Here is a 24,530-nt window from a genome sequence, read left to right on the forward strand (position 1 = left end):
GCGAGCATGTCCGGGGCCACTCACGCCGGCGGCGGGTGCGGCCCGGCCAGTTCGATCAGGCGGTCCTGGCTGCCGTGAGCGCTCCCGTCACGGTTTCTTTGGCTGCCGGTCGCCCTGACTGCGAGGGAGGCGTCGAGCCTCTCTCGACGAACTTCAGAAAGCGCCTCGCGGCCAGGCCGCTCGGCCCGCACCGCCGGGTGACCGCGCCGTAGTGCCGGAAGGCGGTCGGGTCACTGAACGGGATGCCGCGGATCGTGGGTCCCGGAGTGTGCCCCGTTCTTGGTGCGGGCACGACAGCCACGCCCATTCCCGCCGCCACCAGAGCGTGGAGGGTGGAGAGCTCGGTCACCTCGATCTCGACACGGGGACTGAACCCTGCTTCACGGCACAAGCGGTCCGTGACGTGACGCAGACCGAACCCGGCCCTGAGAGCGACCATCGGCTCGTGCGCAAGGTCGGCGATCGCCACCTGGTCGCGGCCCTCGAACACGTGGCCCGGCGGAACGCCGAGGCACAGCGGCTCGCGCCCGAGCGGGATCCAGTCCAGATCGTCGGCGACCGGCTCGGGAGCCACGAAGCCGATGTCGACATTCCCTCGACGTACGTCGTCGATCACGGTGTCACAGGCGCCACCGCGCAGCTCGAAGGACGTGCTCGGGGCGAGCTTGCGATAGCGGTTCAAGAGGTCGGGCACCAGCCATCCGCCGAACGAGTGCAGGAACCCGAGCGATACCGAGCCTCGCTCCGGATCGACCAGAGTGACGATCCGCTCCTCGCCCATGTCGAGCTCGCTCATGGCCCGTAGGGCGTGGGCCTGGAAGATCTCCCCGTACTTGTTGAGCCGCAGCCCGTTGTGATGACGGTCGAAAAGCTTCACCCCGAGCTTGCGCTCGAGCCGGGCCAAGGCTCGCGACAGGGTGGGCTGGCTGACATTCAAGCGCAGCGAGGCCTCCGTCATGTGCTCGGTCTCGGCCAGGGTCGTGAACCACTCGAGCTCGCGCAGTTCCATGGTCACTCCTCCCCGCCGCCGGCGCGTCGGGCGGCCCACGGCAGTCCCGCGGGCAACGTCGGGCGAACGAAACGTCCACGACGAAGACCCGGTTTCCCACGGCTTTCGGCGTCCCGACCGGTCATCGTGGTCACCTCTTTTCCGCATGAGGGCAGGTAGATGAGGCTCCACCCTCCGCCTTCCGCCCGCCGCCCGCATTCGGACGAACACGTATCCGCTACGTAGTTCCGGGTCCTACGTGTAGTGCGAGCGCGCTCGCCCGTTGTCAGGCAGCGTGCGGGGCGGGTTCAGCTCGGATGTCGGGATCTGGTCGATGAGGACGGCGGTGTTCTCGGGGGGCTTCTCTCGCGAGGAGTGACGGTGCAGGGCGCACCATCGGTGACCGAGTTCAGCCAGAGCGGGTCAACATAAAGACACCTCGTACATGTACTTGCGCGCATCGGGCTCCCGGTCCGGAGCCGGCCCCTGGGCGATCAACGCGCAGATCATCGTGGGCGCTTTCGCCGGCCCAGTCACGCCTCGCAAGCACCCATCGACCGGTCAGAGGCTGAGGTGTCCGATGCCCTCCCGGATGGTGATCTGCGTGCCCAAGGGCTTGGAGAGCCGTTGCAGGCGTAGCAGGATCCGCTCCGCGGTGGGACGGTCGGCGAGCCGGGGAATGCCACGGTCGGCATCGCGTGGGCCGTCCCAGTGCAGTTCGATCGGATGCAGTTCCACGGCCCGGAGGGCACCGTCGCCGTCGAACCGGCTGACCGCGACCACGGACTCGTACCAGATCTGTTCGCCGAAGACGCCATGGACCCGTTTGCGTTCCAGGAACTCGGCCTCGGTCTCGTGCTCGCGGCTGCCGTCCTTGTCGTAGGCACCCGGGGTCAGTGGCTGCTGGGTGTTCTCCATGAAGATGAAGTTGCCGAGGGAGTAGTAGATCGGGCGTCCCCGGTACACCTCGATGCCGCGGAGCTGGTGGGGGCCGTGGCCGAGGAACGCGTCGGCGCCGTTGTCGATCGTCTCGCGGGCGATGAGCGGGAGGAAGTCGGGGGGCTCCTGGCTATAGTTGCCCGGCTCGTGGGTGTGCATCGTGGCGATCGTGAAGTCGGAGGTCTGCTTGGCCTGCCGGACAGCGTGCAGCACCTCGTCGCGGTCCGACTCGTGCACGACGAAGTGGAACTCCACGGCGTCGGTGTGGGGTCCGGGACCGGGCTTCGCGGCGTAGCGGGTGCCGAAGAGGGTCACGGTGCCGTCCCTGCGGTCGGCGGCGAGGACGGAGGCGCGGACCGAGCCGGGCGGCAACGCGTCACGGATCAGGGCGAGTTCGCGAAGACGCTGGGCCGCGACGAGCACATGGCGGGTGGTGCGCAGGGCGTTGACACCGGGGCGGCCGGGGACGCGGCCCAGGGGGTCGGCGGCCCGGGACATGGGCTCGAAGCGGGAAGCGACGGAGACCAGGGAGACGCGGCCGGCGGGGGTGGTGAGGAAGCGCGGAGAACGCGCGTCGGCGAGGGTATCGCCGGTGCCGGCGTGGACGATGCCCGCCTCGGTGAGCAGACGGTCGGTGGACCGCATGCCGGCCACGCCCCAGTCGGTGGTGTGGTTGTTGGCCCTGGCCATCAGGTCGAACCCGATCCGGCGTAGATCCGCGGGCACCCGCGAGGTGCTGATCAGCCATGATCCGCCGGATTCGGCCTCGGGCCAGCCGTCGAAGTCCGTAAGGTCGACGGCTGTGCTCTCGAAGTTGCCGAAGGTCACGTCCGCCGACCGCAGCAGGTCCAGCAGGCCGGGCGAGCGGGTTTCCAGCAGCGGGGCGAGCGCGTCGTCCACGACCAGGTCACCGACGGCGGTCAGAGTGAAGCCGTCATGCACGTTGGCCAGGCGCCAGGAGTCAGACAGCCTTCCGTCAGTCATGCGGGGCGCCCTCAAGCTTCGGGCGGAGTACGGACAGGGTCAGCCACGAACGGCCGCCCGTGTGGACGCGGTTGGTGGCGACGACCTTGCGACGGTCGCCGACTTCCGTACCCCCGGTGTTGGAGTTGACGTCGAAGCGCGGGAAATTGCTGGAGCTGACGTCGAGCCGCAGCCGGTGGCCGGCCAGGAACAGGTTCGCTGTGTCGGGCGCCTCCACCGTGATCTCGTACGTCTCCCCCGCCGTCATCAGCTCTGGCTCGCTGAAGGAGTTGCGGTAGCGGCAGCGCAGGATGCCGTCGGTGAGGTTCATGGCGAAACCCTGCGGATAGTCCTCGCTGGGCGGGTGGACGTCGATGAGCTTGACCGTGAAGTCGGTGTCGCGGGCGGTGGACGACACGGTGAGATGCACGGCGACCGGCCCGGCGACCGCCAGGTCCTCGGTGAGCGGCGGGGTCTGGAACACCAGCACGTCGGGTCTGCTGTCGAGGGGCAGGTGGGGCTCGGCCACGCCGAAGAACCGGTCGTCGGGGTGCTGGTGGAAGGCGCCGCCGCTCATCACCGGTTCGCCGGAGGTGACCTGGCCGCCGAGGGTCGGCACCGCGTCGCGGGGGTCGAAGTCGTATTCCAGGAAGGAGCCTTGGGCGTCGCTCGTGACGACGGCCGTCTCGAGGGTGCCCGCGCTGCCGAGGACGAGGGTGAGGTTCGCGCTCTCCTCGGGCGGCCACGAGGTCGCCGTGCACCAGTGGCCGCCGTGGTCGAGCCGCCCTTCGGCGGTGCGCCGTCCGGAGCCGCCGCCCATGAGGAAGTACCGCACCGCAGGCGGCGGTTCGGCCATGCCGTCCGGGCCGAGGTGGGCGTCGAACCAGCTCAGTCGCATCGCCGCGTAGTGCTCGGCGAGGCTGCCGTCCAGTCGGGCCTGCGGACCGAAGTCGACGTCACCGGCGAAGCTGTGGCTGCGCCCGCCGTGGGTCCACGGGCCGAGCACCAGGTACGCGGGACTGTGCTTCTTTCGGCCGAGCTCGCGGAAGTTCTCGGTGGCGGTGCGGATGTAGGGGTCGTACCAGCTGGACATGTGCAGGCTGGGGACGTCCGGGAAGTCGTCGTAGAAGCCGCGTGCGTAGATGCCCGGCTGCTGCCAGTAGGGGCCGAAGGCGCCGTTCTCCCACTGCTCGAGGAGGTAGTCCTCGTACTCGGGGACGAAGCGGAGCGGGCTCGCGCCGCGCCGCCACGGCATGCGGGTGAACCATGCCCGAAGGTCCTCCGACTCCAGTGAGGCGCGCAGGACCGGATCGGTGCGCACCGTCTCGCTCACCTTGGCCCGGTGGAACGCCCAGGTGGCCTGCTTGAGTTCGAAGGCTCCGCCCATCCGGGTGCCGGCCTCGTAGGCGCTGGCGAAGCCGCCGGAGTCGAGGAACATCGCGGCCAGGTGCGGCGCGCCCAGGGAGGCCAGGGCTGCCTGGGCGTGTGCGGAGTAGGAGACCCCCATGGTCGCCACCCGGCCGTCGCACCAGGGCTGTTCGGCGATCCACTCGACGGTGTCGTAGCCGTCGGTCGCCTCGTTCAGGTACTTGACGAAGGTGCCCTGCGAGTCGCCCCGGCCGCGGCAGTCCTGCCGTACGATCCGGTACCCGCCGCGGGTGAACACCTCGGCCACGGTCTCGGGTGCCGGCGGAATCTCGCCGCCGAGGGCGCCGTCCGAGGTGCGCGCGGCCCGGCGGCCGTACGGCGTGCGCTCCAGGATGACCGGGCCCGGTCCCGGGTCGGGCCGGTCGGCGTAGACGTCCGCGACGAGCTGGATGCCGTCCCGCGCCGTCGTCCGCAGGACGCGCCGCCAGCACGTGCGCCCGCCGGGCAGCAGGACCGGCTGCCACTCGTCGTCGACTGCGGGCATTACTTGACTCCGGGGAACTGGGACTTCAACGCGGGCCAGGCGGCGAGGAGTTCGGGCTGCGGCCGGGTGGTGAAGTACTTGCGGTAGAGCTTGGCGTAGGTGCCGTCGGCGACCATGGCGCCGATCTCCTTGTCGAGCGCCTTGAGGAAGGCGCTGTGCTTCTTGGGCACCGCCATCGAGGTCGGGTGGTCCACCGGCGCGGACACCGCCTGGCGCAGGCCCTTGTACTGCTTGATGAACTCCGTCGCGTCGGGGCCGCCCACCAGGAAGGCGTCGATGCTGCCGTTGAGCAGCTGGCTCACCGCCGCGTTCTGGGCCTGGAAGCGGACCGGCTGTGCCTTCGGTATCCGCGTGGGCAGCTGAGCCTCCTGCGAGGATCCGGTGACCACTCCGACGCGCTTGCCGTTGAAGCCGTCGAAGGTGGAGATCGTGCTCTTCGAGGTCGTCAGCACGGTCACGGTGCTCCAGAACAGCGGCTTGGTGAAGTCGACGCTCTTCTGCCGCTCCTCGGTGACCCCGAGACCGGACGAGGCCAGGTCGTACTGACCGGCGGTCAGGCCGGCCAGCGATCCGGCGACCGACGTCGACTTGTAGTCGACCTTGAGGCCCAGACGCTTCGCGGCCTCGTCGGTCACGTCGACGATGAATCCGGCGGGCTTGCCCGAGTCCTCGGCGTAGGCGAAGGGGGGTTGGCCGGTCTGGGTGGCGGATCTGATGGTCCCGGCCTCGATCAGACCGTACGGGTCCGATGCCTTGCCGGTGTCCGCGCCGCTGCTGCCTCCGCAGCCGGTGAGCGGAAGGACGAAGCCGGAGAGGGCGGCGAGGGCGAGCAGTCTGCGACGGCCGAGGCTATTACGGGATGATATGGACATGGACGGGTCTCCTTGAGGAAGTGGTGGGCGGTGAGAGCGAGGGGGTACGGAGAAGCGGCGCTTCAGAGGACGCGGGCGAGGAACTCGCGCAGGCGTACCGTCTCGGGGGTTTCCAGCGTCTGGCGGGCCGGGCCCGACTCGGCGATGCGCCCCTCGTCCATGAAGATCACTCGGTCCGCGACCTCACGGGCGAAGCCGATCTCGTGGGTGACGGCGATCATGGTCATACCGGACGTGGCGAGCAGCCGCATCACGTCGAGCACGTCCTTGACGAGCTCGGGGTCCAGCGCCGAGGTGGCCTCGTCGAACAACATGACCTCGGGCTCCATCGCCAGGGCTCGGGCGATCGCCACCCGCTGCTGCTGACCGCCCGAGAGCTGACTCGGCCGGGAGTGAGCCAGCCCTGCGAGGCCGAGCCGCTCCAGCTGGGTCATGGCGGCGGTGTCGGCCGCTTCCCTGCCCATCCCGCGGACCTTGCGCAGGGCCACGGTCACGTTGTGCAGGACACTCAGGTGCGGGAACAGGTTGAAGTGCTGGAAGACCATGCCGACCCGGGTGCGGATCGCGTCGACGTTCACGCCGGGACCGGTGATCAGGTCGCCGCTCAGGCGGATCTCGCCCGCCGTCGGTGCTTCCAGCAGGTTCATACACTTCAGGAGCGTGGACTTGCCCGAACCGGACCGGCCGATGACACACACGGTCTCACCCGCGGCGACATCGAGATCCACCCCACGCAGGACCTCCACGTCGCCGTAGCGCTTGTGCAGTTCGCGCACGGCGACCGCTGCCGCGGTGCCCGTGCCCGCCTGCTCGGAGCGGGAGTTCTTCTCGGACAGCGTCTTGGCCATGGCTCAGACCTCCATCACGGCGGGGGCGGGCGTGCCGGCGACCGGAGGGGTCGGGGGCTTGTTCGTCTTCCGTCCGCCGGTGCGCAGGCGCAGGTCGAGCCGGTTGACCAGGAAGGTGAGCGGGACCGTCAGCATCAGATAGCAGGCGCCGGCGGCCACCAGTGCGGAGGAGTTGTACGTCGCGGCCTGCCGCTCCTGTGCGATGAAGTAGAGCTCGCGCTGCCCCAGGCCGAGCCCGAGCAGGTACACCAGCGCGCTCTCCTTGATGTCGATGATGAACTGGCCGGCCAGAGCAGGCAGCACGTTCCGCACGCCCTGCGGGACGACGATCACCCGCATCGCGGTCAGATAGGACATGCCCAGGCTGCGGGCCGCGCTGAGCTGTCCCGACGGAACGGCCTGAATACCCGACCGGAAGATCTCCGCCAGATAGGCCGCCGATATGAGGCCGATGGCGAGGACCGCGTAGCCGAGCGGATCACGGCCGAACGGCCGGATCCCGGCCGACGGCAGGCCCAGGCCGACCAGGCTGACGGTCACGATCGCGGGCAGACCGCGGAACACGTCCACATAGATTCGTGCGGGCAGCCGCACCCACCGGCGGTGCGACAGCAGCAGCATCGCGAGCAGCACACCGAGCACGACACCGAAGACGATCGCCAGCCCGGCGATCAGCAGGGTGTTGCGCAGGCCCTCGGTGAGCAGGACGGGAAACGCCTTGAGTAGTTCGTCGAGGTTGAAGAACGTCTGCAGAAACAGGTGCATGGCCGGAGCCTCTCGCTGCTCGGACTGCTCAGAGCGGAAACGACTGCTCGGAGCGGCGGGAATGGGACGCAGCCTAGGTCGGCCGGCCGGCGGCGGCAGTGATGCTTACCGCACACGCGACAAGCATCCGCTGTACGCTGCGCCGCGTGGCCGTGGTCATCACCTTGCAGGGCGCGGTTCCGGCGGACGTGGCCGTCGGTCTCTCACCGCTGGCCGAGCTGATGGCGTGCCTCCACTCGATCGCCGAGCCCGAGCACCACCTCGCCGTACGCCCGTGGCTGGAACGCGTACGCACCGACCTGTCTCCGGAGGCCCAGAGCCTGATCGCGGTCTACGCGCCCCTGTGGACCAGGCGGCGCTGCCGTCTGCTGATGCCGCTGGAACCGCCCCTGGGACAAACACTCGAGCAGGAACTCGACCGGCTGGAGGCGTTGCCGCTGAACGACTTCGTGCTGGGTGTCGCGCCGAGTGTGCACGGCGGTGTCTTCGACACCCGCCCCCTGCTCACCGACCAGGCGGTCCGCGATGCCTACACGGTCTCCAGCGAACGGCGCTCCTTCAGCCGCGGCGAGCTGGCCCGCAGCCTGCTCCAGGCCCCCGAGCTGATGCGGGCAGGGCTGCTGGAACTGCTTCGGCGCTGTGCCGCCGAGTTCTTCGACGCCGAATGGGCGCGGGTACAGCACCGGCTGGAAAGCGAGTGCACCCGTCTGAGGGCCCGGGTCCAGGCCCTGCCACTCCCCGAGGCGCTGGCCTCGCTCAGCCCGAACGCCGTCGTCCGGCACAACCCACCGGCAGTCGTCTACGACAAACTGCAGTCACTCACAGCCGACCTGCGCGGCCGTCGCTGCCTGCTCGTACCGTCCGCGCACTCCCGCCCGCACCTGATCGTCAAGGACGACCCGCCCTACCCGCTCGTCGTGCACTTCCCCGTCGAAAACACCACGCAGGTGGAACGAGCCACGCTGGCACAGGTACGCCTGAGACTGGCGGTCCTGTCCGACCCCGCACGGCTGTCACTGTGCCGCCACTTGGTGAACGAACCCATCACCACATCCGACCTGGCCGTACGCACCGGGATGACCCTGCCCCAGGTCTCCCGCCACCTCGGACGCCTGCGCGAGGTGGGCCTGCTGACCTCCCGGCGGGACGGCCGACAGATCCACCACCGGCTGGATACGGACCGCCTCATGCACCTGGGCGTGGACGTGCTGACCTCGATCATCCGGTGAGGCCGGTACCCACGGGGCGCCGTAAGGCTCGCCTCTACCACCACGCAGGAGCAGAGCCCTCCGAGGCTCCGCGCCTCCAACCCAGGATTCGTGTGGTTCTGCCCCTGACACACCAATGTGCTGCGGACCACGAGCGCGGTCCGCAACACGTTGGGGTCGGTGGCGGGCCGGCTCACCGGCCGCAGGTCACGGGAACTGGGTGATCTTGGACGGGATGGTGTCGGTGCCGGAGGTGGGCGCGCCGGTGTCGTTGACGACGTGGGCGTACTGGCCCTTGCCGCCCAGGGAGATCACCTGGATGCTGTGCAGCTTGATGCCGGTCTTGACGGGCACCTGGAAGCCGTGGTGCTGCACGATGGAGGGGTCCGAGGTGAAGTTGCAGTAGCTGCCCAGGCCCCAGGCCTCGTGGACGTCGACCGTGTCGGCGACCTTGTAGGCGGCGTAGCCGACGATGCCGTCGTGGGTGATGGCGGCGGCGTTGGGGGCGTCGTAGGCCTTCTCGTTCTGGAAGAAGATCGTGCGGCCCCGTTCGCCGTTCCACAGCACGTCGTATTTGTTGAAGTGCTCGACGAACAGGCCGGTGGTCAGGACGTCGTCGCCGTTCACCACCAGACCGTAGTCGGCCCGGTTGGTCTCCCAGCCGACGCCCTGGCCGTGGTCGGCGCGCCAGATCCAGGTGTGGTCGATGACGACGTCGTCGCTGTTGACCACTACGGAGTCGGTCGCGAGGCCGGGGCCCGCGCCGCCGATGCGGATGAACACGTCCTGCATGGTGGTCGGGTTCGCGGAATGGTCCGCGCCCGCGCCGGCGGGGCCGATCTGGAGCAGGGTGTCGGAGCGGGTCGCGCCGGCGTCGATGAGGAATCCGGCGAGCCGGACGCCGTCGACGTCCGCGACGTGCACGGCGTCGATGCCGCCGTCGGGGACGAGCGTGGCCAGGCCCAGCCCGAGCACCACGGTGTCGGACCGGGTGACGTTGATCGTCTGGTCGAGGTGGTAGACGCCGGGGGTGAAGAGCAGGTTGAGGCCCTGGGCCAGTGCGGTGTTGATGGTGGCGGCGGTCACGCCGGGCTTGACGACGTAGAACTGGCTGAGCGGGAGCGAGGTCCCGGCGTTGGCGGGCCAGGACACACCGCGGGCGTTGGTGCGCTTGGCGGGGACGAAGACCTTGTAGTCGTTGCCGTCGAGGTAGAGGAACGGCTTCTCGCGGGAGACGGGAGTGGTGTCCAGCGTGGTGTACGGGCCGGTGTCGAAGTTGGTCGCGGGGGCGCCCTGGACCCCGGTGAACGTCATGTTCCACACGCCGTTGGTCCAGCCGCCGACGGAGCTGTCGCGGGTGTACCACTGCTGCTGCGAGTACGGGCCGACGGTGCCGTCGATCTTGGAGTCGGCGATGTATCCCCCGGAGGCCCAGCCGTAGCCGTTGGGTGCCAGGTTGAGGCCGCCCTTGACGTGGATGCGGCGGAAGGGTGCCGCCTGGGCGACGGCCCAGCGGTCGGTGCCGTTGGACGGAGTGATGGCGAGGTTCTCCGCCGAGCGCCAGAAGTTCTGCGTGGCGTTGCCGTTGAACCAGCCCGCGTCCACGGTGATGTCACCGTTGATCTGGGTGTCGTCGGGGTTCATTCCGAGACCTGAGATCGAGGTGTAGAAGCCGAGTTGGGCGTTGATGCCGTTGTAGGTGCCCGGCTTGAGCAGGAACTGGTAGCGCTCAGAGCCGAACTGTGCGGACTCCTGCTGGGAGAAGACCTGGTCGAACTTCTGCTGGAGGTTGGGGGTGGAGGGGTCGACGACGATCACGTTCGGGCCGAGGTCGCCGCCGCCTTGGACCGGGCCTGAGGTGCCGCCGGAGGTGGTGTGGACGGCGACTTCCCAGAGCGAGTAGCCGTAGGCCGTTCCGCGGGCGGTTCCGAGAATGCGGACGTAGCGGCCCGTGCCGCTCACCTCGTAGAAGGCGCGGCCTCCGGTGGCGCCGGTGACGGTCTTGAGGGTGTTCCAGTTCTGGCCGTCAGCGGAGGCCTGAAGCTGGAAGTCTTTGCCGTAGGCGGCTTCCCAGTTCAGGTCGATCTTGCAGATGTCCTGGGAGGAGCCCAGGTCGACGCGGAGCCACTGCGGGTCCGCGGCCTGGCTGGACCAACGGGTGGAATCGTTGCCGTCGACTGCGGCGGACGCGGGGGTGCCGGCGTTCTCCGTCGAGGATGCTGAAGCGGTCTTTCCCTCCGCCGAGTTGGCGGCCGAGCAGCTGCCGGGCTGGGTTGTGCCGGGGGTCCCGAAGACCTGGAACTCCCAGAGCGAGTACCCCCACGGGGTGGCCCGGTGGATGCCCTGCATACGGACGTAGCGGCCCTGGCCCGAGACGGTGAGGGTGTCGGTGCCGCCGTCCCCTGCGGTAACGGTTTGAAGATCGGTCCAGGAGCCGCCGTCCGGCGAGACCTGGATCTTGTAGTCCGCGGCGTAGGCCGCCTCCCAGTCGAGGACGACCTGGCTGATCGAGGCCGTGGTCCCGAGGTCGACCTGGAGCCACTGGTCGTCGGCCGCGGCCGAGGACCAGCGGGTGCCCGTGTCCCCGTCGACGGCCGCGGCGGCGGGCGTCCCTGCGTTCTCCGTCGAGGACGAGGCGGCCGTCCTGCCCTGGGACAGATTGGCGTCGGCCGCGAGGGCCGACGGTGGTGCGACGACAGGAAGGGCGATCAGCGCCACCGTACTGGCGAGCGCGACGCCGAGAGATCTGAGGCCCATGCCATGTTCCTCTGGGGGTGGGTGAAGGATGGTCACGAAAGGCCGTGCTGTGCCGGTCGTGCGGTGCGTGGGGGTTATACAACAGGCAACTAAGCTGACTCACGGCTTAGTTCATGCCTTGATTTAAATATTGACCTCAGCGGTTCGGCAAGCCCTCGGACAACAGAATCCCTGCAACTTGTGCACACCGCAGACCGGTTGACCCGCCGGCAGCCTTCAGGGAGTGACGCCAAACGGCAGCCACCCTGCCCCTCTTGCTGGCGGCCCCCCACCGCTGCGGCGGCGCCCGATCCGTTGAATCATCCGTAGCTGCCGGCTGACCCTCGGCAGCCCCCTCAGCTCGCCCCTTCCGCGCCCCGGAAGCCACGCCTCCATTCGGGCCAGGAAATGTCACGAAAGGACACTTCGCTACAAGACGCCCGCCCTCACCGCAGTCGATGCTGAAATGTGCCATGGAACCAGGCAGGCGCCCCCCGCACCCCAGCATGATCCCTATGGCTGAGGAGCCGTTTCGCGCACTGCTGGAGGCGGCCCCCGACGCGATGGTCATCGTCGACGACACCGGCATCATCCGCCTGGTCAACGCCCAGACCGAAGCCCTCTTCGGGTACCCCCGCAACGAACTGCTCGGCCGTCCCATCGAGATGCTTGTCCCCCAGCGCTTCCGCGCTCAGCACCCCGGTCACCGTCTGAGCTACTCCGCCAACCAGCAGGTCCGCCCCATGGGCGCCAACCTGGACCTGTACGGACTGCGCCGGGACGGAGCCGAGTTCCCGGTCGAGATCAGTATCAGCCCGCTGCAGACCCCCGACGGACTGCTGATCTCCGCCGCCGTACGTGACGTCAGCGAACGCAAGGCCGCCGAAGCCCGCTTCCGCGCCCTGCTGGAAGCCGCCCCTGACGCCATCGTCATCGTCGACGACACCGGCACCATCCAGCTGGTCAACGCCCAGACCGAAGCCCTCTTCGGCTACCGGCGCGAAGAACTCCTGGGAAAGCCCGTGGAAATCCTGGTCCCCCAACGCTTCCACCATCACCACCCCACCCACCGCCACGGCTACGTCGACAACCGCCGTGTGCGTCCCATGGGCGCGGGATTGGAGCTGTACGGACTACGCCGGAACGGGGCCGAGTTCCCGGTCGAGATCAGCCTCAGCCCGCTCGAGACCCCGGACGGCACACTGGTCTCCGCCGCCATCCGCGACGTCAGCGAACGCAAGAAGGCCGAGACCCAGCTCGCCGAACTCTACGAACAGCAGCGCCATGTCGCCCTGACCCTGCAGCGCAGCCTGATGGGCTCACCTGCCCCCCTGCCCGGCATGGACACCTCCAGCCGCTACTTCCCCGCCCGCCAGGGACCCGGCGTGGGCGGGGACTGGTTCGACCTGATCGCCCTGGGCGGCGGCCGCATGGGCGTCCTGATAGGCGATGTCATGGGCCGCGGCCTGGAGGCCGCCGCCGTCATGGGACAGCTGCGCTCGGCCTCTCACGCCCTGGCCAAGACCGGCATGCCGCCCTGGCAGCTGATGCGGGCCCTGGACGCGGTCGTCAGCGAACTTCCCGACCAGCTCGTCACCTGCTGCTACCTGGTCCTGGACCCCGACGAGAGCGCCCTGACGGTGTGCTCGGCCGGGCATCTGCCGGTGCTGGTGGTCGATACCACCGGACAGGTCCGCAGGCTCCCGGTCGATGTCAGTGTGCCGCTGGGCGTCGGCGACGTGCCCCACCAGGAGACCCGGCTCACCGTGCCGCCGGCCTCGGTACTGGCCCTCTACACCGACGGCCTGGTGGAAACCCCCACCAGCGACATCGAGTTGCAGATCGACGCCCTTGCCATCGCCCTGGAGAAAGCCGTCGCCGACACCGCCTGCCTGGAACAGGCCGCCAACTCCGTCCTCACCGCCCTGCTGCCCGACCCCCAGGACTACAGCGACGACGTGACCCTGCTCCTGGCCCGCATCCCGCCCGCTCCCGTGACCGCCGTGTCCGCGCTCCTTCCCGCACAGCCCATCAGCGTGCGGGAAGGCCGCCAATTCCTGCGCCGCACGCTGCAGGACTGGCACTGCGAGGCTCTCACCGACACGGCGTGCCTGCTGGCCTCCGAGCTGCTGTCCAACTCGGTGCGCCACGCCTGCGACCCGCTGCGGCTGCGCCTGCGCCGGACCCGGGACGAACTCCACATCGAAGTCTGCGACGGCAGCCCGGTCCTGCCCCGCGCCAGAACCGCAGCCCCCGACGAGGAGTCGGGCCGCGGACTGGCCCTTCTCGACCAACTGGCCTCCACCTGGGGCACCCTGCTCGCCGAGGAAGGCAAAACCGTGTGGTTCTCCCTCCCCCTGCCCGGCTCTCCGCACCGCCAGGGCGAGAACACGCCGGAAGACGCGAGCGGCCATCCGGAGTAACCGCCCCTGACCCAGGCTGCTCCCCCTCCCGAGCGGAGGTTCACCGGGGGGAGGGTTCGCGGCGTTCAGCTCAGGGACCGGTAGAAGTCCAGGTGCCGCCGCGCAGCCCGGGACCAGGTGTGGCGGACGGCCAGTTCCCGGCCGGCGGTCCGCAGGACCGGGTCGTGGTGGGCAAGGGCCTGGCCGAGCTGGTCGGCCAGATCCTCCGGGGTGGCGGCGAAGCGGGCCGCGGGGCCGAAGACCTCGCGCAGGACGGGGAGATCGCGTACCACCAGCGGGACTCCGGCGGCCAGCGCCTCCATCGCGGCCAGGCCGAAGCCCTCCTTGAGGGAGGGGAAGGCGAAGGCGTCGGCGGCCGCGACGAGCGCCGGGAGTTCGTCGTCGGGGACCGGTCCGAGGACGACCGGGTCGATGCCGAGTTCGGCGGCCCGCATCTCCCAATGGGCGCGGTAGTCGCGATAGTCGAAGAGGGTTTCCCCGCCGGCGATCACCAGCCGCACGTCCGGGTGCTTGGCGTGCAGGAGGGCGTACGCCTCTATGAGGTCCAGTGATCCCTTGCGGGGTTCGATGCCGCCGACGGTGAGGACGTACCGGCCCAGCTGAGAGCGCCAGGCGTCGCGGGCCTCCGGTTCGGTCCGTGCGAAGCGCTCGTACGCCACGCCGTTGGGGATCACCTCCGCCTTGATGCCCCATCCTTCGGTGAGTTCGTCCGCCACGGACTGCGAGACGCACAGGTGCGCGTACGGCTCGACGATGGCCCGTTCGTGGCAGGCGGCCAGTTCGGGGGTGGTGAAGTGGTCGATGTGGTGGACGGTGCGGACGCAGCGGCCGTCCACGGCGTTGGCGCTGATGCAGTCCTGGGCGTGGACGACGTCGTACGGGGACGGATCGAAGGCCGCGCGCAGGGTCGCGATGGAGCGCAGGATGCGTTCCCCGACCGTCTCGCGTTCGGGTCCGTCGGGGAAGGGCACGATCCGCAGCCGTACGGCCGGGTCCACGGGCCGGAAGAAGCCGTCGTCGCCGCCGCGGCCCAGAGACCACACCGTCACATCCTCGCCGGTCGCCGCGAGGGCCTCGGCGAGGGCGAGGGTGTGAACGACACCTCCGCGCGGTTTGGTGGAGTAGCTGAGCAGGGCGATCTTCACGAGGTGGTCTCCCGGTAGGCGGCGGGGCGGCGTTCGTCGAGGTGCCGCAGCACCCGCCGGGCGCGGTCGATCTCGACGGCCACGTCGACCTCGGCGATCGCGAGTCCGGCCTTGGCCCAGGTGCGGGCAAGGATGTCGCCGCCGGGTCCGACGACCTTGGACTGGCCGAGGAAGCGCATGCCGCCCATGGTTCCGGTCTGGTTGGAGGAGGCGAGGACCACCTGGTTCTCGGCGGCGCGGGCCTGGTCGTACAGGTCGAAGAGCTTGGCCTGGCGGTCCTGGGCCATCCGCGGGGCCCGGTTGGTGATGCTGGTGGGCCAGGCGGAGAGGCAGGCGAGGACCTGGGCGCCGTCCAGGGCCAGGGAGCGGGCGGACTCGGGGAAGGTCTTGTCGTAGTCGATGAGCATGCCGATCCGGCCGACGGGGGTGTCGAAGGCGTCGAAGCGGTCGCCGGGTGCGTAGGCGGCGACCTCACCGGCCGGGAGGTGGACCTTGCGGTGGCGGCCCAGGACGCCGTCGCCGCTGACGCACACCGCGGAGTTGTAGCGTTCGTCGCCGCCGTCCTCGCAGTAGCCGAGGCACACGACCATGTCGGCGGCGAGGCGGGCGACTTGGAGGATCAGCGGGTCGTCCGGTTTGAGGGCGGGGGGCAGGGCCTGCGGGTCGGGGTGGCGCAGGTCGGCGAGGTAGCCGCCGAGCGCGGCGTCGGGCAGGACCAGCAGACCCGCGCCCGACGAGCGGGCGTCGTCGATGAGTTTCGCGATGCGGGCGAGGTCGAACTCCAGGTCGCGGCCGAAGTGGGCGGCGGCGGCCGCGATCCGGACAGTGCTCATGCGGTGACTGCTCCTGCGTACGTGTAGGTTTCGGGTCGCCGGTCGCGTAGGTGACCCATCGAGCGGCGGGCGGTCTCCAGGGCCTGGGCGACGTCGAGTTCGGCGATCGCCAGGCCGGCCTCGACGCCCGTGTCGGCGAGGATCTCACCGCCGGGGTCGACGATCTTGGCGCTGCCGACGAAGCGTAGCGACCCGAAGGTACCCGCCTGGTTGGCGGAGATCCACACGATCTGGTTCTCCAGGGCGCGGGCCCGGTCGAAGAGGTCGAAGCGGCGCTTCCAGCGGTCGTTGACCAGATCGGTCGCGGCGTTGGTCCGTGCGCCCGGCCAGGCCGAGACGACCACGCCGATCTCGGCGCCGTCGAGGGCCAGGGCGCGGGCCGACTCCGGGAACGCCTTGTCGTAGCAGATCATCATGCCGATCCGGCCGACCGGGGTGTCGAAGGCGTGGAAGCGGTCCCCGGAGGCGTAGCTGGCGTCCTCGCTGAGCGGCTGGTGGACCTTGCGGTGGTTGCCGAGCACACCGTCACCGTTGACGCAGACGACGCTGTTGTAGCGGGCGTCGCCGTCGGCCTCGCAGTAGCCCGCGACCACGGTCATCTCACGGGCCAGGAGGGCCAGTCGGCGGATCTCGGGACCGTCGAGGGCGAGCGCGGGCGGGCCCTGGTCCAGTTCACTGTCGTCGTCGAGGCTGAGCAGGTAGCCGCCGAGGCAGGCCTCGGGCAGGGCGAGGAGCTGTACCTCCTGTTCGCGGGCTTCCTTGATCAACCGCTCGGCGATCGCGAAGTCCTCCTCGAGGTCGCGGCCGAACTCTGCGGCGACGGCGGCCATACGCAGGGCGGTCATGCTGTCCCCATCCCGGTCACGGTGGATGTGACCGCTTCTGTGATCTCTCCGTCGGGCCAGCGCAGCCCGACGCCTTGGCCCTCGGTGAGCTCCCCGCACACGGCGCCCGTCGCGGGCCCCGCCGGGAGCGGCGGGGCGCCGATCTCGTCGGTGGTGAGCATCGCGAAGCCGGGAAAGCAGGTCAGCCAGTCGCCCACGGAGGCCGTCCTCGGGCGGGGTACGGCGGCCACGTCGAGGACGGCTCCGCAGCCGCTCGCCTCGGCGAGCATGCCGAGGGTTCCGGCGATTCCCGCCATCGACACGTCCTTCGCGGCGGCGGGCCTCGCGGCTGCCACCGCGCCGGTCATGGTCCGCAGTTCGTCCGTACGGCGGTGGCTGGAGGAGTCCCATTGGCGGCCACGGTATCCGGGGCGCCAGCCGCCGCCGAGGTCGGCGGTCAGCCGCACCGCGTGTCCGGGGCGCCCGCCCCCGCCCGGCACGGGGTGCTGTGTGCGGCCGAGCGCGGTCACCGACAGCGCTGCCGGCACGCCGAGTTGGGTGTGGCCGCCGAGCACCGGCACCCCGTACGCCGCCGCCGCGCGGGCGAGTCCGGCGAGGATCCGCCGGGCGTGTGCCACGTCCCGGGCGCCCACCGCGTCGAGCAGCCCGAGCGGTGAAGCTCCCATCGCGGCAAGGTCGTTGACGTTCACGAGGACCGAGCACCAGCCCGCCCACTCCGGATCGCGCTCGACCATCGACGGCACGATCGCGTCGCAGGCGGCGATCACATCCGTGCCGGGCACCGGTGCCCCGTCGTCTCCGACGAATCCGGCGCCGCCGAGGGCGCCCGGGATGCCCGGGGCGGTATCGGCGCCGCCTGGTGCACCGGTGACGGCCGGCCCTCCCACTCCCGGGACTCCGCCGGCCGGTTCCTCACCGAAGGCGCGGATCGCCGCAGCGGGGAGGGCCGCGAGAAGCGGCCCGAGGGGCGACTTGGTGGCCGCCGCGAGGGCCGCGATCCGCCCGATCGGCCACCGCATGAGCACATGCGGCGTGTGGGCAACCGTCGTCCCGCGCACCGAGCGCCAGCCGAGCCGCTTGAAGAGGACCTCGTTGCGGGCCTGGACCGTCGCGTCGAATCGCAGTACGCCCTCGGTCTCCGCCCGGGCGCAGGCGGCCCGGACGAGTGCCGCGCCGATGCCGTGGGGGCCGCGGGCACCGGGGGCGACCACGAGCCTGCCGCCGGCCCACCAGCCGATGTCGGGGCCGTCGGCCACCGGACCGAGCCGTACCCCGCCGATGACGGTACCCGCGTGGTCCTTGGCCACCAGCACGAGGGTGCGTGGGTCGGCGTCCCGGTCGTCGAGGTCGTGGCCCGCGAACAGACCCTGCTCGTGGACGAACGTCTCCCGGCGCAGCCGCCGGTAAGCGGCCAACTCCGCTGTGTGGTACGCCTGTTCGATGCGGAAGGCGGGCATGCGGGCGAGGGTGCTGTGGTCGCCGAGCAGCGCCAGGATGTCGACCGGCGCGTCCGCCAGGGACGGTGCGGCGGATCCGTCGAGGTACACGGCGCTCACCCGCCTGCCGTCCTGAGTACGCTGCACGCCCCGCAGGCCGCGCAGCCCGCCTGCTGGTCGGCGCCGCTCATCCCCGCCGCGCGCAGCTTCGCGGCGACGCCCTCGGTGACGTGGCGCAGCACCTCCGTGCCGGGCGCGCGGACCCCGTCGCGGGCGGCGAGCGTGCCCGCCATCGGGCGGAAGGGGACGACGAAGGGGTACACGCCCCGCTCGATCAACCTGCCTGCCCCCGCGATGAGTTCGTCGGGATCCTCACCGAGGCCGACGAGCAGGTAGGTGGAGACCCGGTTGGGGCCGAAGACGCGTACCGCCTCGTCCCACGCGGCCTCGTACTCGGCCATCGGCACCGTCGACTTGCCGGGCATCCAGCGCCGGCGCACCTCGTCGTCGAGGGACTCGACGTGGATGCCGATCGCGGTGGCCCCGGCGTCGTGGAGCGCGCCGATCCACGCGAGGTCGCCGGGCGGTTCGCACTGCACCTGGACGGGCAGCCCGGGTACCGCCTCCAGGACGGCACGCACGGACCGTACGAGATTGCGGGCGCCCCGGTCCGGTCCGGTGGTCGTGCCGGTGGTCATCACCATCTGCCGGACGCCGTCCAGCCGCACGGCCGCTTGTGCGACTTCGGCGAGTTGGGCAGGCGTTTTCGCGGCCACCGTCGCACCCGAGCGCAGGGACTCCTCGATGGTGCAGAAGCGGCAGCGGTCGGACTCGGCGTAGCGGATGCAGGTCTGTACGACCGTGGTGGCGAGGACGTCGGCGCCGTGCAGGCGGGCGATCTCCTCGTAGCGGATGCCGTCGGCGGTCGTCAGGTCGTAGAACTTCGGTCGCTGTACGGCTTCGACGGTGAGTCCGGTGTCCTGGAAGTGTCCGGCCTCGTCACCCAGCCAGACCTTGCCGTCGCGAACGGAGTAGGGGCTGGCGGGGTTGGTGGGCAGCGCGGCGTTGGCACCGTCTACGAGGACGTGTCCGTCGTCGCTGGGCCCCGCGCCGTCCGGCCGTCGCACGGGCGCTTCCCACGCGAGTCCGTGCAGGGCGAGTTCGGCGCGGGTCGTGATCCGCACGTCCACCGTTGTGTTGGTGCCAACGCTCACGGTCTGCCCCTTACAGCTGGTAGGTGGAGTTGATGATGGCGCCCTTGCGCGCGTAGTGGATCAGCGCGTCCTGGACGTCGAGGGGATGGGTGGGGATGACGCCCTCGATGAGGTCCTCCTCGCGGGCGCCGTGCAGGGACAGGCCGAAGCGGCAGCAGAAGACCTTGCCGCCTTCCGCGATGAACGTCTTGAGCTGGTTGTTGATGTTGTGCTCGCCGGGGAAGGCGGAGTTGCCGACGGTCGGGAAGCCGCGCGTGGCAAGGCAGTTCAGCGAGCCAGGGCCGTAGAAGTAGATGGCGGTCTCGAAGCCCTTGCGCAGGGCGCGGGTGGCCTGGAGGACGGCGACGAAGGAGACGGACGACTCGTGGGCGATGCCGTGGACGAGGGTGAAGTAGGTCTCGCCGTCCTCGGCCTTGTAGTCGGGGAAGACCTTGGTGTCGCCGTAGATGCTGGTGCCCTCGGGGAGGGAGGGGTGGGGGATCTCGTTGAGGGACTTCTGCTCGATCTCGGAGAGTTCGGGGGTGACGACGGATTCGGACATGGCTGTCTCCTTGCGGATGGCGGATGGCGGATGGCGGATGGCGGATGGGAGGAGGTGACGGTGGGTCAGTCGTACAGCGCGGCGAACGTGTCCTTGAAGACGAGTTCGCCGAGTTCGCCACCACCGGTCGCTTCGGCGAGGCGGGCGTACTCGCCCGTGAAGTCGCCCCACGGCTGGTCGCTGGCGAAGAGCACCCGGTCGTGGCCGATGCCGCGGCGCTCGATCTCCTGGGCCAGCCAGCGGGGAGTGAAGCCGATGGCCCAGGAGAGGTCGGTGTAGACGCGCTTGCCGGCGGTGATCCAGTCGAAGAACCGGGAGCCGACCAGCTTGATGTGACCGCTCATCCCGCCGCCGAAGTGCACGAGATGGACGGGTACTTGGTCGCCGTACCAGTCGACGAGGTGGCCTACCTCGTCGATGTCGGAGGCGGCTCCCGGGGAGGTGTGCACATGGACTACCAGGTGGTGTCGGGCCGCCTCGGCGAAGATGCGGTCCAGCATCGGCCGGCAGGCCGGATCGGTGGGGCGTCCGCCCAGCAGGAAGCTCAGCTTCAGTGCCTTCACGCCCCGCTCCCCCGCCAGCGCCAGGGCGAGCTCGGTTCGCTCCGAGTCCTCGGGACGCGGGGACACCCACAGCCCGGCCCGGATCCGGTCGTCGCTCTGGGCCGCTTCGATCGCCAGCTCGTTGAAGGAGAAGGCGATCGCGGGGTCGGGGACGCCGTAGTTGGGGATGACCAGGGCGCGTTCGGTTCCCTCCGCGTCCAGGTCGGCGATCAGCTGCTTGACCGTGGCGCGGGCGGTGGTGTCGGGGTTGACGGGCGGGCCGCCGTAGAAGGGGTAGGCGGGCAGGACGCCGATGTGGCGGTGTGCGTCGTGGGCCATGGGCTTGGTTCCTCAGCCGATCGGGAGGGCGGAGGTGAGTGCGCTGGGCGCGCCGGTGAGGGCCCCGCAGACGTCGGCCATGCGGCGTGAGGCCTCGATGTGGTTCGCGAGGAACTCGGCGTCGCGGCCCACTGCCTCGAAGCGTCCCGAGCCCCACGAGTACTGCCAGGGCAGGCCCAGGAAGTACAGGCCGGGTGTGCTGGTGACACCGCGCCAGTGCATCGGGTAGCCGCGGCCGTCGAAGGCCGGTATCTCGATCCACCGGTGGTCGCGGGTGAAGCCGGTCGACCAGACGACGGAGGTGATGCCGGCGTCCTGCAGATCCAGCGAGGCCGCGTGCTCGGAGGGCTCCCAGACCGGTACGTACCGCGCCTCGTCCGGGGCGTTGATCCCCTGCGCGGCGATGTACGCGTCGATGCTGTCCTTGATGCCCTCGGCCACCGCGTCCGCACGGTCGAGGTTGATCTTGAGGTCGTCGGCGAAGTCCAGCCGCGTCCCCTCGATGCCGGTCAGCCGCCCGTACAGCCGCATTCCGTCCCGGGCGAAGGCCCGCAGGTCGATGTCACGCCCGCCGTCCCGCCCGGTGACGTAGTGGTTGACCCTCATCCGCACGGCACCGGCGTCGTCGAACTCGCCGATGTCCTTGGCGTAGTGGCCCATGTCGTCCAGCCAGGCCACACAGTCCCGGCCGCGGTAGAAACGGGCCACACGCGGCGCGCTGCCGACGGCCAGGTGGACCTGGCGTCCGGCCAGGTGCAGATCCTCAGCGATCTGACACCCGGACTGGCCCGTGCCGACCACCAGGACGGCGCCCTCGGGAAGCTGGTCCGCGTTGCGGTAGCGGGAGGAGTGGACCTGCTCCACGCCGGCGGCCAGCCGCTCGGCCATCCGCGGGACGGAGGCAGTGTGGTACGGGCCGGTGGCCACCACCACCTGGTCGGCGGTGAACTCGCCGTCCGGTGTGGTCAGTTCGAAGACACCGCTCGGGGTTCGCCGCAGCCCGTCGACGGACACTCCCTCCACCAGCGGGGGCTGGAAGAAGGCGACGTAGTCCTCCAGGTACTGAACGATCTGCTCACGGACCATGAACCCGTCCGGGTCGTCCCCCTGGTAGGGGAAGCCGGGCAGTCTGCACTGCCAGTTGGGAGTCACCAGGCAGAACGAGTCCCACCGGCGCTCGCGCCACTCCTGGCCTACCTGGTTCCGCTCGATGACGACATGCTCGATGCCACGCTCACGCAGGCAGTAACTGACCGACAGACCGGCCTGGCCGCCACCGATGACCGCGACCGGGATGGGGGTGCCTCGCCTGCTCTTCAGGCTATGAGGGAGGACCCCGACCGGCCGCCGCGCGGTCACCGCGCGCTCCCGTCGGCATTGCGCAGGGCCTCGACGGCGACCTGGGCCCCGTCGAGACCGGCGTACGCGGCAGCGGTCTCCTCGATCTGCCCCAGCTGGTCGGACGCCCCGGTGCACGCGAACCCGTACTTCTCGCGCACCCGGTCGCTGGCGATACCGAGCGCCGTCCGGCTCCGCTCCACGAAGTCACCGAGCTCGTACACGCCACCGGTGGTGAGGTATTCCTCGATTACCGTGGAAGGTGAGTAACAGCGCTGCGTCTCTCCGTCGGGCCAGCGCACATGGAAATACAGCTCCGGCATGAAATCCTCCATGCGAGGCGCCGAGGTTTTACACCTCGCCGCTGGTTGTGACGACCACTTCAGCCAGCGGGAATTACCGAACGACGTCATCCGGAACAAAGCGGGGTTACGTAATTCTCACGGTGGGTTCGATTTCGCGTACGCAGAGTTGCCTATGAGGCAAAATGCAAGCGATATCGGGTGCGTTGAAAGCCCGCGGCCAGGGCGAATACCGCCTTTCACTCGACCCGCTGGGCCAGAGGTGAACCGCGCCGCGAAGTCGCAGGGCGTGGTGGGCTGTTGCGGGTCGTGCCCTTGCGGAAGTTGGTGAAGCAGCCTGTACAAGTAGGTCACGGGCGCCGCCGGCACAGGTACGGCTCAGACGCGCGGTAATCCACCACTGGCTGGGCACAGACCGCCTCGCCGGGCGAAGAACTGCACCCCGTTGCGTGGAGTCGACTCCGCCCCCCCCTCGGGACAGTCGAGAGCCTCCGTCAGGCCCAGAGCGCTACGCAAGCCAGGTGGGCGTGCAGAGTGGACGGCTCTCGCGCCCGCCCCGTATGACCGTTCACGCGAGAAAGAAAACCGTGGTCCGAGGGTCATACGGACGTGCCTCCCGCAGCGTCAACGACACGTAAGACCAAGCCAGTTCGACCTCGCCACGGGAGCATGCCGATGAAGCGCACCGACGCCCCACGCCGGACGGTGGTACCGCACGGACGCAGCACGCGACGCGCGATCACCACCGTGGGCGCGATCGCCGCGCTGGCTTCGCTCGTCCTGACCGGTTGCACGGCGGACACCGACGCGGCCCAACGCACCTCACCGGCCGCGAGGGCCGACGCCGCCGCGACCGGCGAGAAACTCACCTACGCCCAGGACCTGCGGATCTCCGACGCCGAGCAGCACCTGATCACGCGCTGCATGAGGAAACAGGGTTTCCGCTACTGGGAGGAAAAGCCGCTGAGCCTGGACGAGAGCCGGCCCGTCGGCTACGTCCAGGACGACGTCGACTGGGCTCGCAGCCACGGCTACGGCAGCCGAATCATGGCGAAGGACGACCGCGCTCGCCTGCGCAACCCCAACATCGCCTACCGCAAGTCCCTTTCCCACTCACGCCAGAAGGCCTACGACATCGCGATGGACGGCGACCGGAACGCCGTGCTGCTGACGTCGCGGACACCGTCCGGCGGCACGATCACCAAGCAGTCCGGCGGCTGCGCCGGCCAGGCCGAGAAGATGCTGTACGGCGATCCGGCGGCATGGTTCCGCGCCGACGTGACCGTCAGGAACCTGCGCCCCCTGTACGTGGGCAAGCTGCTGCGCGACAAGGAGTTCAAGAGCGCGGTGGGCGCCTGGTCGCGCTGTATGAGCAAGGCGGGCCACCCCTTCCCCGACCCCGACGCGGCCCGCCGGTCCACGCGCGAGCACAGCGCGGAGCAGACCCGGGCCGAGGAGGCCAGGACCTTCGCGAACGAGACCCGGATCGCGGTCGCCGACGCCACCTGCGCCCGTTCCGTCTCCCTCCGCTCGATCGGCGAGCAGCGCGAGGCCCACTACGTCGGAGAACTGACCGCCAAGTACGGCCACGCCCTCGACGCGCACCTGCGGATGCAGCAGCAGGCCCTCACCCGCGCCGAGCGCATGGTCCCCGCTCGCACCTGATCCGGGCCGCGCCGGCCCCCAGACTTCCGTGACCCCGCGTCACGGACGGACTCCGCGACGACGCTCGCGGACTGTCACTCCACCCACGCCTCCCACGAGGCGGAAGCAGAACAGGAATCCGTCATGCGCAAACTGACCGTATCCCTCGCCACCCTGGGCCTCGCGGCCCTCGGCATCGCCCTCCCGGCCGCCGCCCACGCGGGCCCCGGCTGCAACGCCAACTGGAACGCACACGGCCGCGACGGCAACGTCCGCGCCTGGGACGGCACCGACTGCGGCGGGACGCTCCTTGGCGTCACCCCCGGCAACGACCCCGAGTGGGGCGACAGCGCCGGCCCCTTCCAGGGCTCCGACGTGAACCGAGCCTCGTCGGTCATGAACAGCGGATTCGTCGGCGGCAAGGACGTCGTGGCCTTCTACTACCTCGGGGGGTACGACGACAGGGCGTACGGCTGCCTCCTGCCGGGCGAGAAGTACGTGGACGACCTCGGCCGGAACCGCTACACCAACGGCGTGTACATGAACAACAGCATCGAGTCGCACGCCTGGGTGACCTCGAGCGCCTGCGCCCCGGGCTCCTTCATCAGCTGAAGCCCTTGCACCAGCCGTAATTCCGTATCAGGTCACGGCCCGTCGGCATCGCGCCGGCGGGCCGTGCCGTCATGACCGGCTCGAC

20 protein-coding genes are annotated in these 24,530 nt (G+C 70.0%); 4 read left to right on the forward strand and 16 right to left on the reverse strand.

Annotation, left to right across the window (positions count from 1 at the left end):
- Positions 1-55: 55 nt before the first annotated feature.
- The 6 genes from BFN33_RS02415 to BFN33_RS02440 form a co-directional block, all read right to left on the reverse strand.
- A complete protein-coding gene (locus BFN33_RS02415; RefSeq protein WP_079140516.1) occupies positions 56-1,009 on the reverse strand; it encodes a LysR family transcriptional regulator in 954 nt (317 codons plus the stop codon).
- Positions 1,010-1,549: 540 nt separating this feature from the next.
- A complete protein-coding gene (locus tag BFN33_RS02420; protein WP_069758150.1) occupies positions 1,550-2,911 on the reverse strand; it encodes a CapA family protein in 1,362 nt (453 codons plus the stop codon).
- Positions 2,904-4,802, reverse strand: a complete 1,899-nt coding sequence (locus BFN33_RS02425) for a CocE/NonD family hydrolase (RefSeq protein ID WP_079140518.1) — start codon at positions 4,800-4,802, stop codon at positions 2,904-2,906. Before BFN33_RS02425 ends, BFN33_RS02420 begins: the two co-directional genes overlap by 8 nt.
- Positions 4,802-5,674: an ABC transporter substrate-binding protein gene (locus BFN33_RS02430; RefSeq protein WP_069758151.1), complete on the reverse strand. Its 873-nt coding sequence runs from the start codon at positions 5,672-5,674 to the stop codon at positions 4,802-4,804. Before BFN33_RS02430 ends, BFN33_RS02425 begins: the two co-directional genes overlap by 1 nt.
- Positions 5,675-5,736: 62 nt before the next feature.
- Entirely contained in the window at positions 5,737-6,522 is a 786-nt protein-coding gene (locus BFN33_RS02435) for an amino acid ABC transporter ATP-binding protein (protein ID WP_069758152.1), read from the reverse strand.
- Between the two features lie 3 nt (positions 6,523-6,525).
- Entirely contained in the window at positions 6,526-7,287 is a 762-nt protein-coding gene (locus BFN33_RS02440) for an amino acid ABC transporter permease (protein ID WP_069758153.1), read from the reverse strand.
- Between the two features lie 146 nt (positions 7,288-7,433).
- Here BFN33_RS02440 and BFN33_RS02445 point away from each other — a divergent pair, with 146 nt between their 5' ends.
- Entirely contained in the window at positions 7,434-8,516 is a 1,083-nt protein-coding gene (locus BFN33_RS02445; protein WP_069758154.1) for a DUF5937 family protein, read from the forward strand.
- 186 nt (positions 8,517-8,702) lie between these two features.
- Here BFN33_RS02445 and BFN33_RS02450 read toward each other — a convergent pair whose 3' ends face one another.
- Positions 8,703-11,252 (reverse strand): discoidin domain-containing protein, encoded by a 2,550-nt coding sequence (locus tag BFN33_RS02450; protein WP_069758155.1) that lies wholly within the window; start codon positions 11,250-11,252, stop codon positions 8,703-8,705.
- A 494-nt stretch (positions 11,253-11,746) separates the two neighbouring features.
- Between BFN33_RS02450 and BFN33_RS02455 the strand changes: the two genes are divergently transcribed.
- Positions 11,747-13,654 (forward strand): PAS domain S-box protein, encoded by a 1,908-nt coding sequence (locus BFN33_RS02455; protein ID WP_256122601.1) that lies wholly within the window; start codon positions 11,747-11,749, stop codon positions 13,652-13,654.
- Positions 13,655-13,719: 65 nt separating this feature from the next.
- Here BFN33_RS02455 and BFN33_RS02460 read toward each other — a convergent pair whose 3' ends face one another.
- From BFN33_RS02460 to BFN33_RS02500, 9 genes are all read right to left on the reverse strand, one after another.
- Entirely contained in the window at positions 13,720-14,799 is a 1,080-nt protein-coding gene (locus BFN33_RS02460; RefSeq protein ID WP_069758157.1) for an MSMEG_0565 family glycosyltransferase, read from the reverse strand.
- Positions 14,796-15,632 (reverse strand): carbon-nitrogen hydrolase family protein, encoded by an 837-nt coding sequence (locus BFN33_RS02465; protein WP_069758158.1) that lies wholly within the window; start codon positions 15,630-15,632, stop codon positions 14,796-14,798. The genes BFN33_RS02460 and BFN33_RS02465 overlap by 4 nt, the downstream gene beginning before the upstream one ends.
- Positions 15,629-16,477: a carbon-nitrogen hydrolase family protein gene (locus BFN33_RS02470; RefSeq protein ID WP_069758159.1), complete on the reverse strand. Its 849-nt coding sequence runs from the start codon at positions 16,475-16,477 to the stop codon at positions 15,629-15,631. Before BFN33_RS02470 ends, BFN33_RS02465 begins: the two co-directional genes overlap by 4 nt.
- A complete protein-coding gene (locus BFN33_RS02475; RefSeq protein ID WP_069758908.1) occupies positions 16,474-18,024 on the reverse strand; it encodes an MSMEG_0567/sll0787 family protein in 1,551 nt (516 codons plus the stop codon). The genes BFN33_RS02470 and BFN33_RS02475 overlap by 4 nt, the downstream gene beginning before the upstream one ends.
- A 5-nt stretch (positions 18,025-18,029) precedes the next feature.
- Positions 18,030-19,127: an MSMEG_0568 family radical SAM protein gene (locus BFN33_RS02480; protein ID WP_256122603.1), complete on the reverse strand. Its 1,098-nt coding sequence runs from the start codon at positions 19,125-19,127 to the stop codon at positions 18,030-18,032.
- 10 nt (positions 19,128-19,137) lie between these two features.
- Positions 19,138-19,668, reverse strand: a complete 531-nt coding sequence (locus tag BFN33_RS02485) for an MSMEG_0572/Sll0783 family nitrogen starvation response protein (RefSeq protein ID WP_069758160.1) — start codon at positions 19,666-19,668, stop codon at positions 19,138-19,140.
- Between the two features lie 65 nt (positions 19,669-19,733).
- Positions 19,734-20,549, reverse strand: coding sequence for an amidohydrolase family protein (locus tag BFN33_RS02490; protein WP_069758161.1), 816 nt, complete (start codon positions 20,547-20,549; stop codon positions 19,734-19,736).
- A gap of 12 nt (positions 20,550-20,561) precedes the next feature.
- On the reverse strand, positions 20,562-21,908 hold the full coding sequence (locus tag BFN33_RS02495) for an MSMEG_0569 family flavin-dependent oxidoreductase (protein ID WP_256122604.1): 1,347 nt from the start codon (positions 21,906-21,908) through the stop codon (positions 20,562-20,564).
- Positions 21,905-22,210, reverse strand: coding sequence for an MSMEG_0570 family nitrogen starvation response protein (locus BFN33_RS02500; RefSeq protein ID WP_069758911.1), 306 nt, complete (start codon positions 22,208-22,210; stop codon positions 21,905-21,907). Before BFN33_RS02500 ends, BFN33_RS02495 begins: the two co-directional genes overlap by 4 nt.
- A gap of 654 nt (positions 22,211-22,864) precedes the next feature.
- Here BFN33_RS02500 and BFN33_RS02505 point away from each other — a divergent pair.
- The gene (locus tag BFN33_RS02505) at positions 22,865-23,854 is read left to right on the forward strand and encodes a hypothetical protein (RefSeq protein WP_069758162.1); all 990 of its coding nucleotides are present in this window, start codon (positions 22,865-22,867) and stop codon (positions 23,852-23,854) included.
- 123 nt (positions 23,855-23,977) lie between these two features.
- Positions 23,978-24,445, forward strand: a complete 468-nt coding sequence (locus BFN33_RS02510) for a hypothetical protein (protein ID WP_069758163.1) — start codon at positions 23,978-23,980, stop codon at positions 24,443-24,445.
- Positions 24,446-24,530 lie beyond the last annotated feature (85 nt).

The organism is Streptomyces sp. LUP47B, from assembly GCF_001746295.1.
GTDB lineage: Bacteria > Actinomycetota > Actinomycetes > Streptomycetales > Streptomycetaceae > Streptomyces.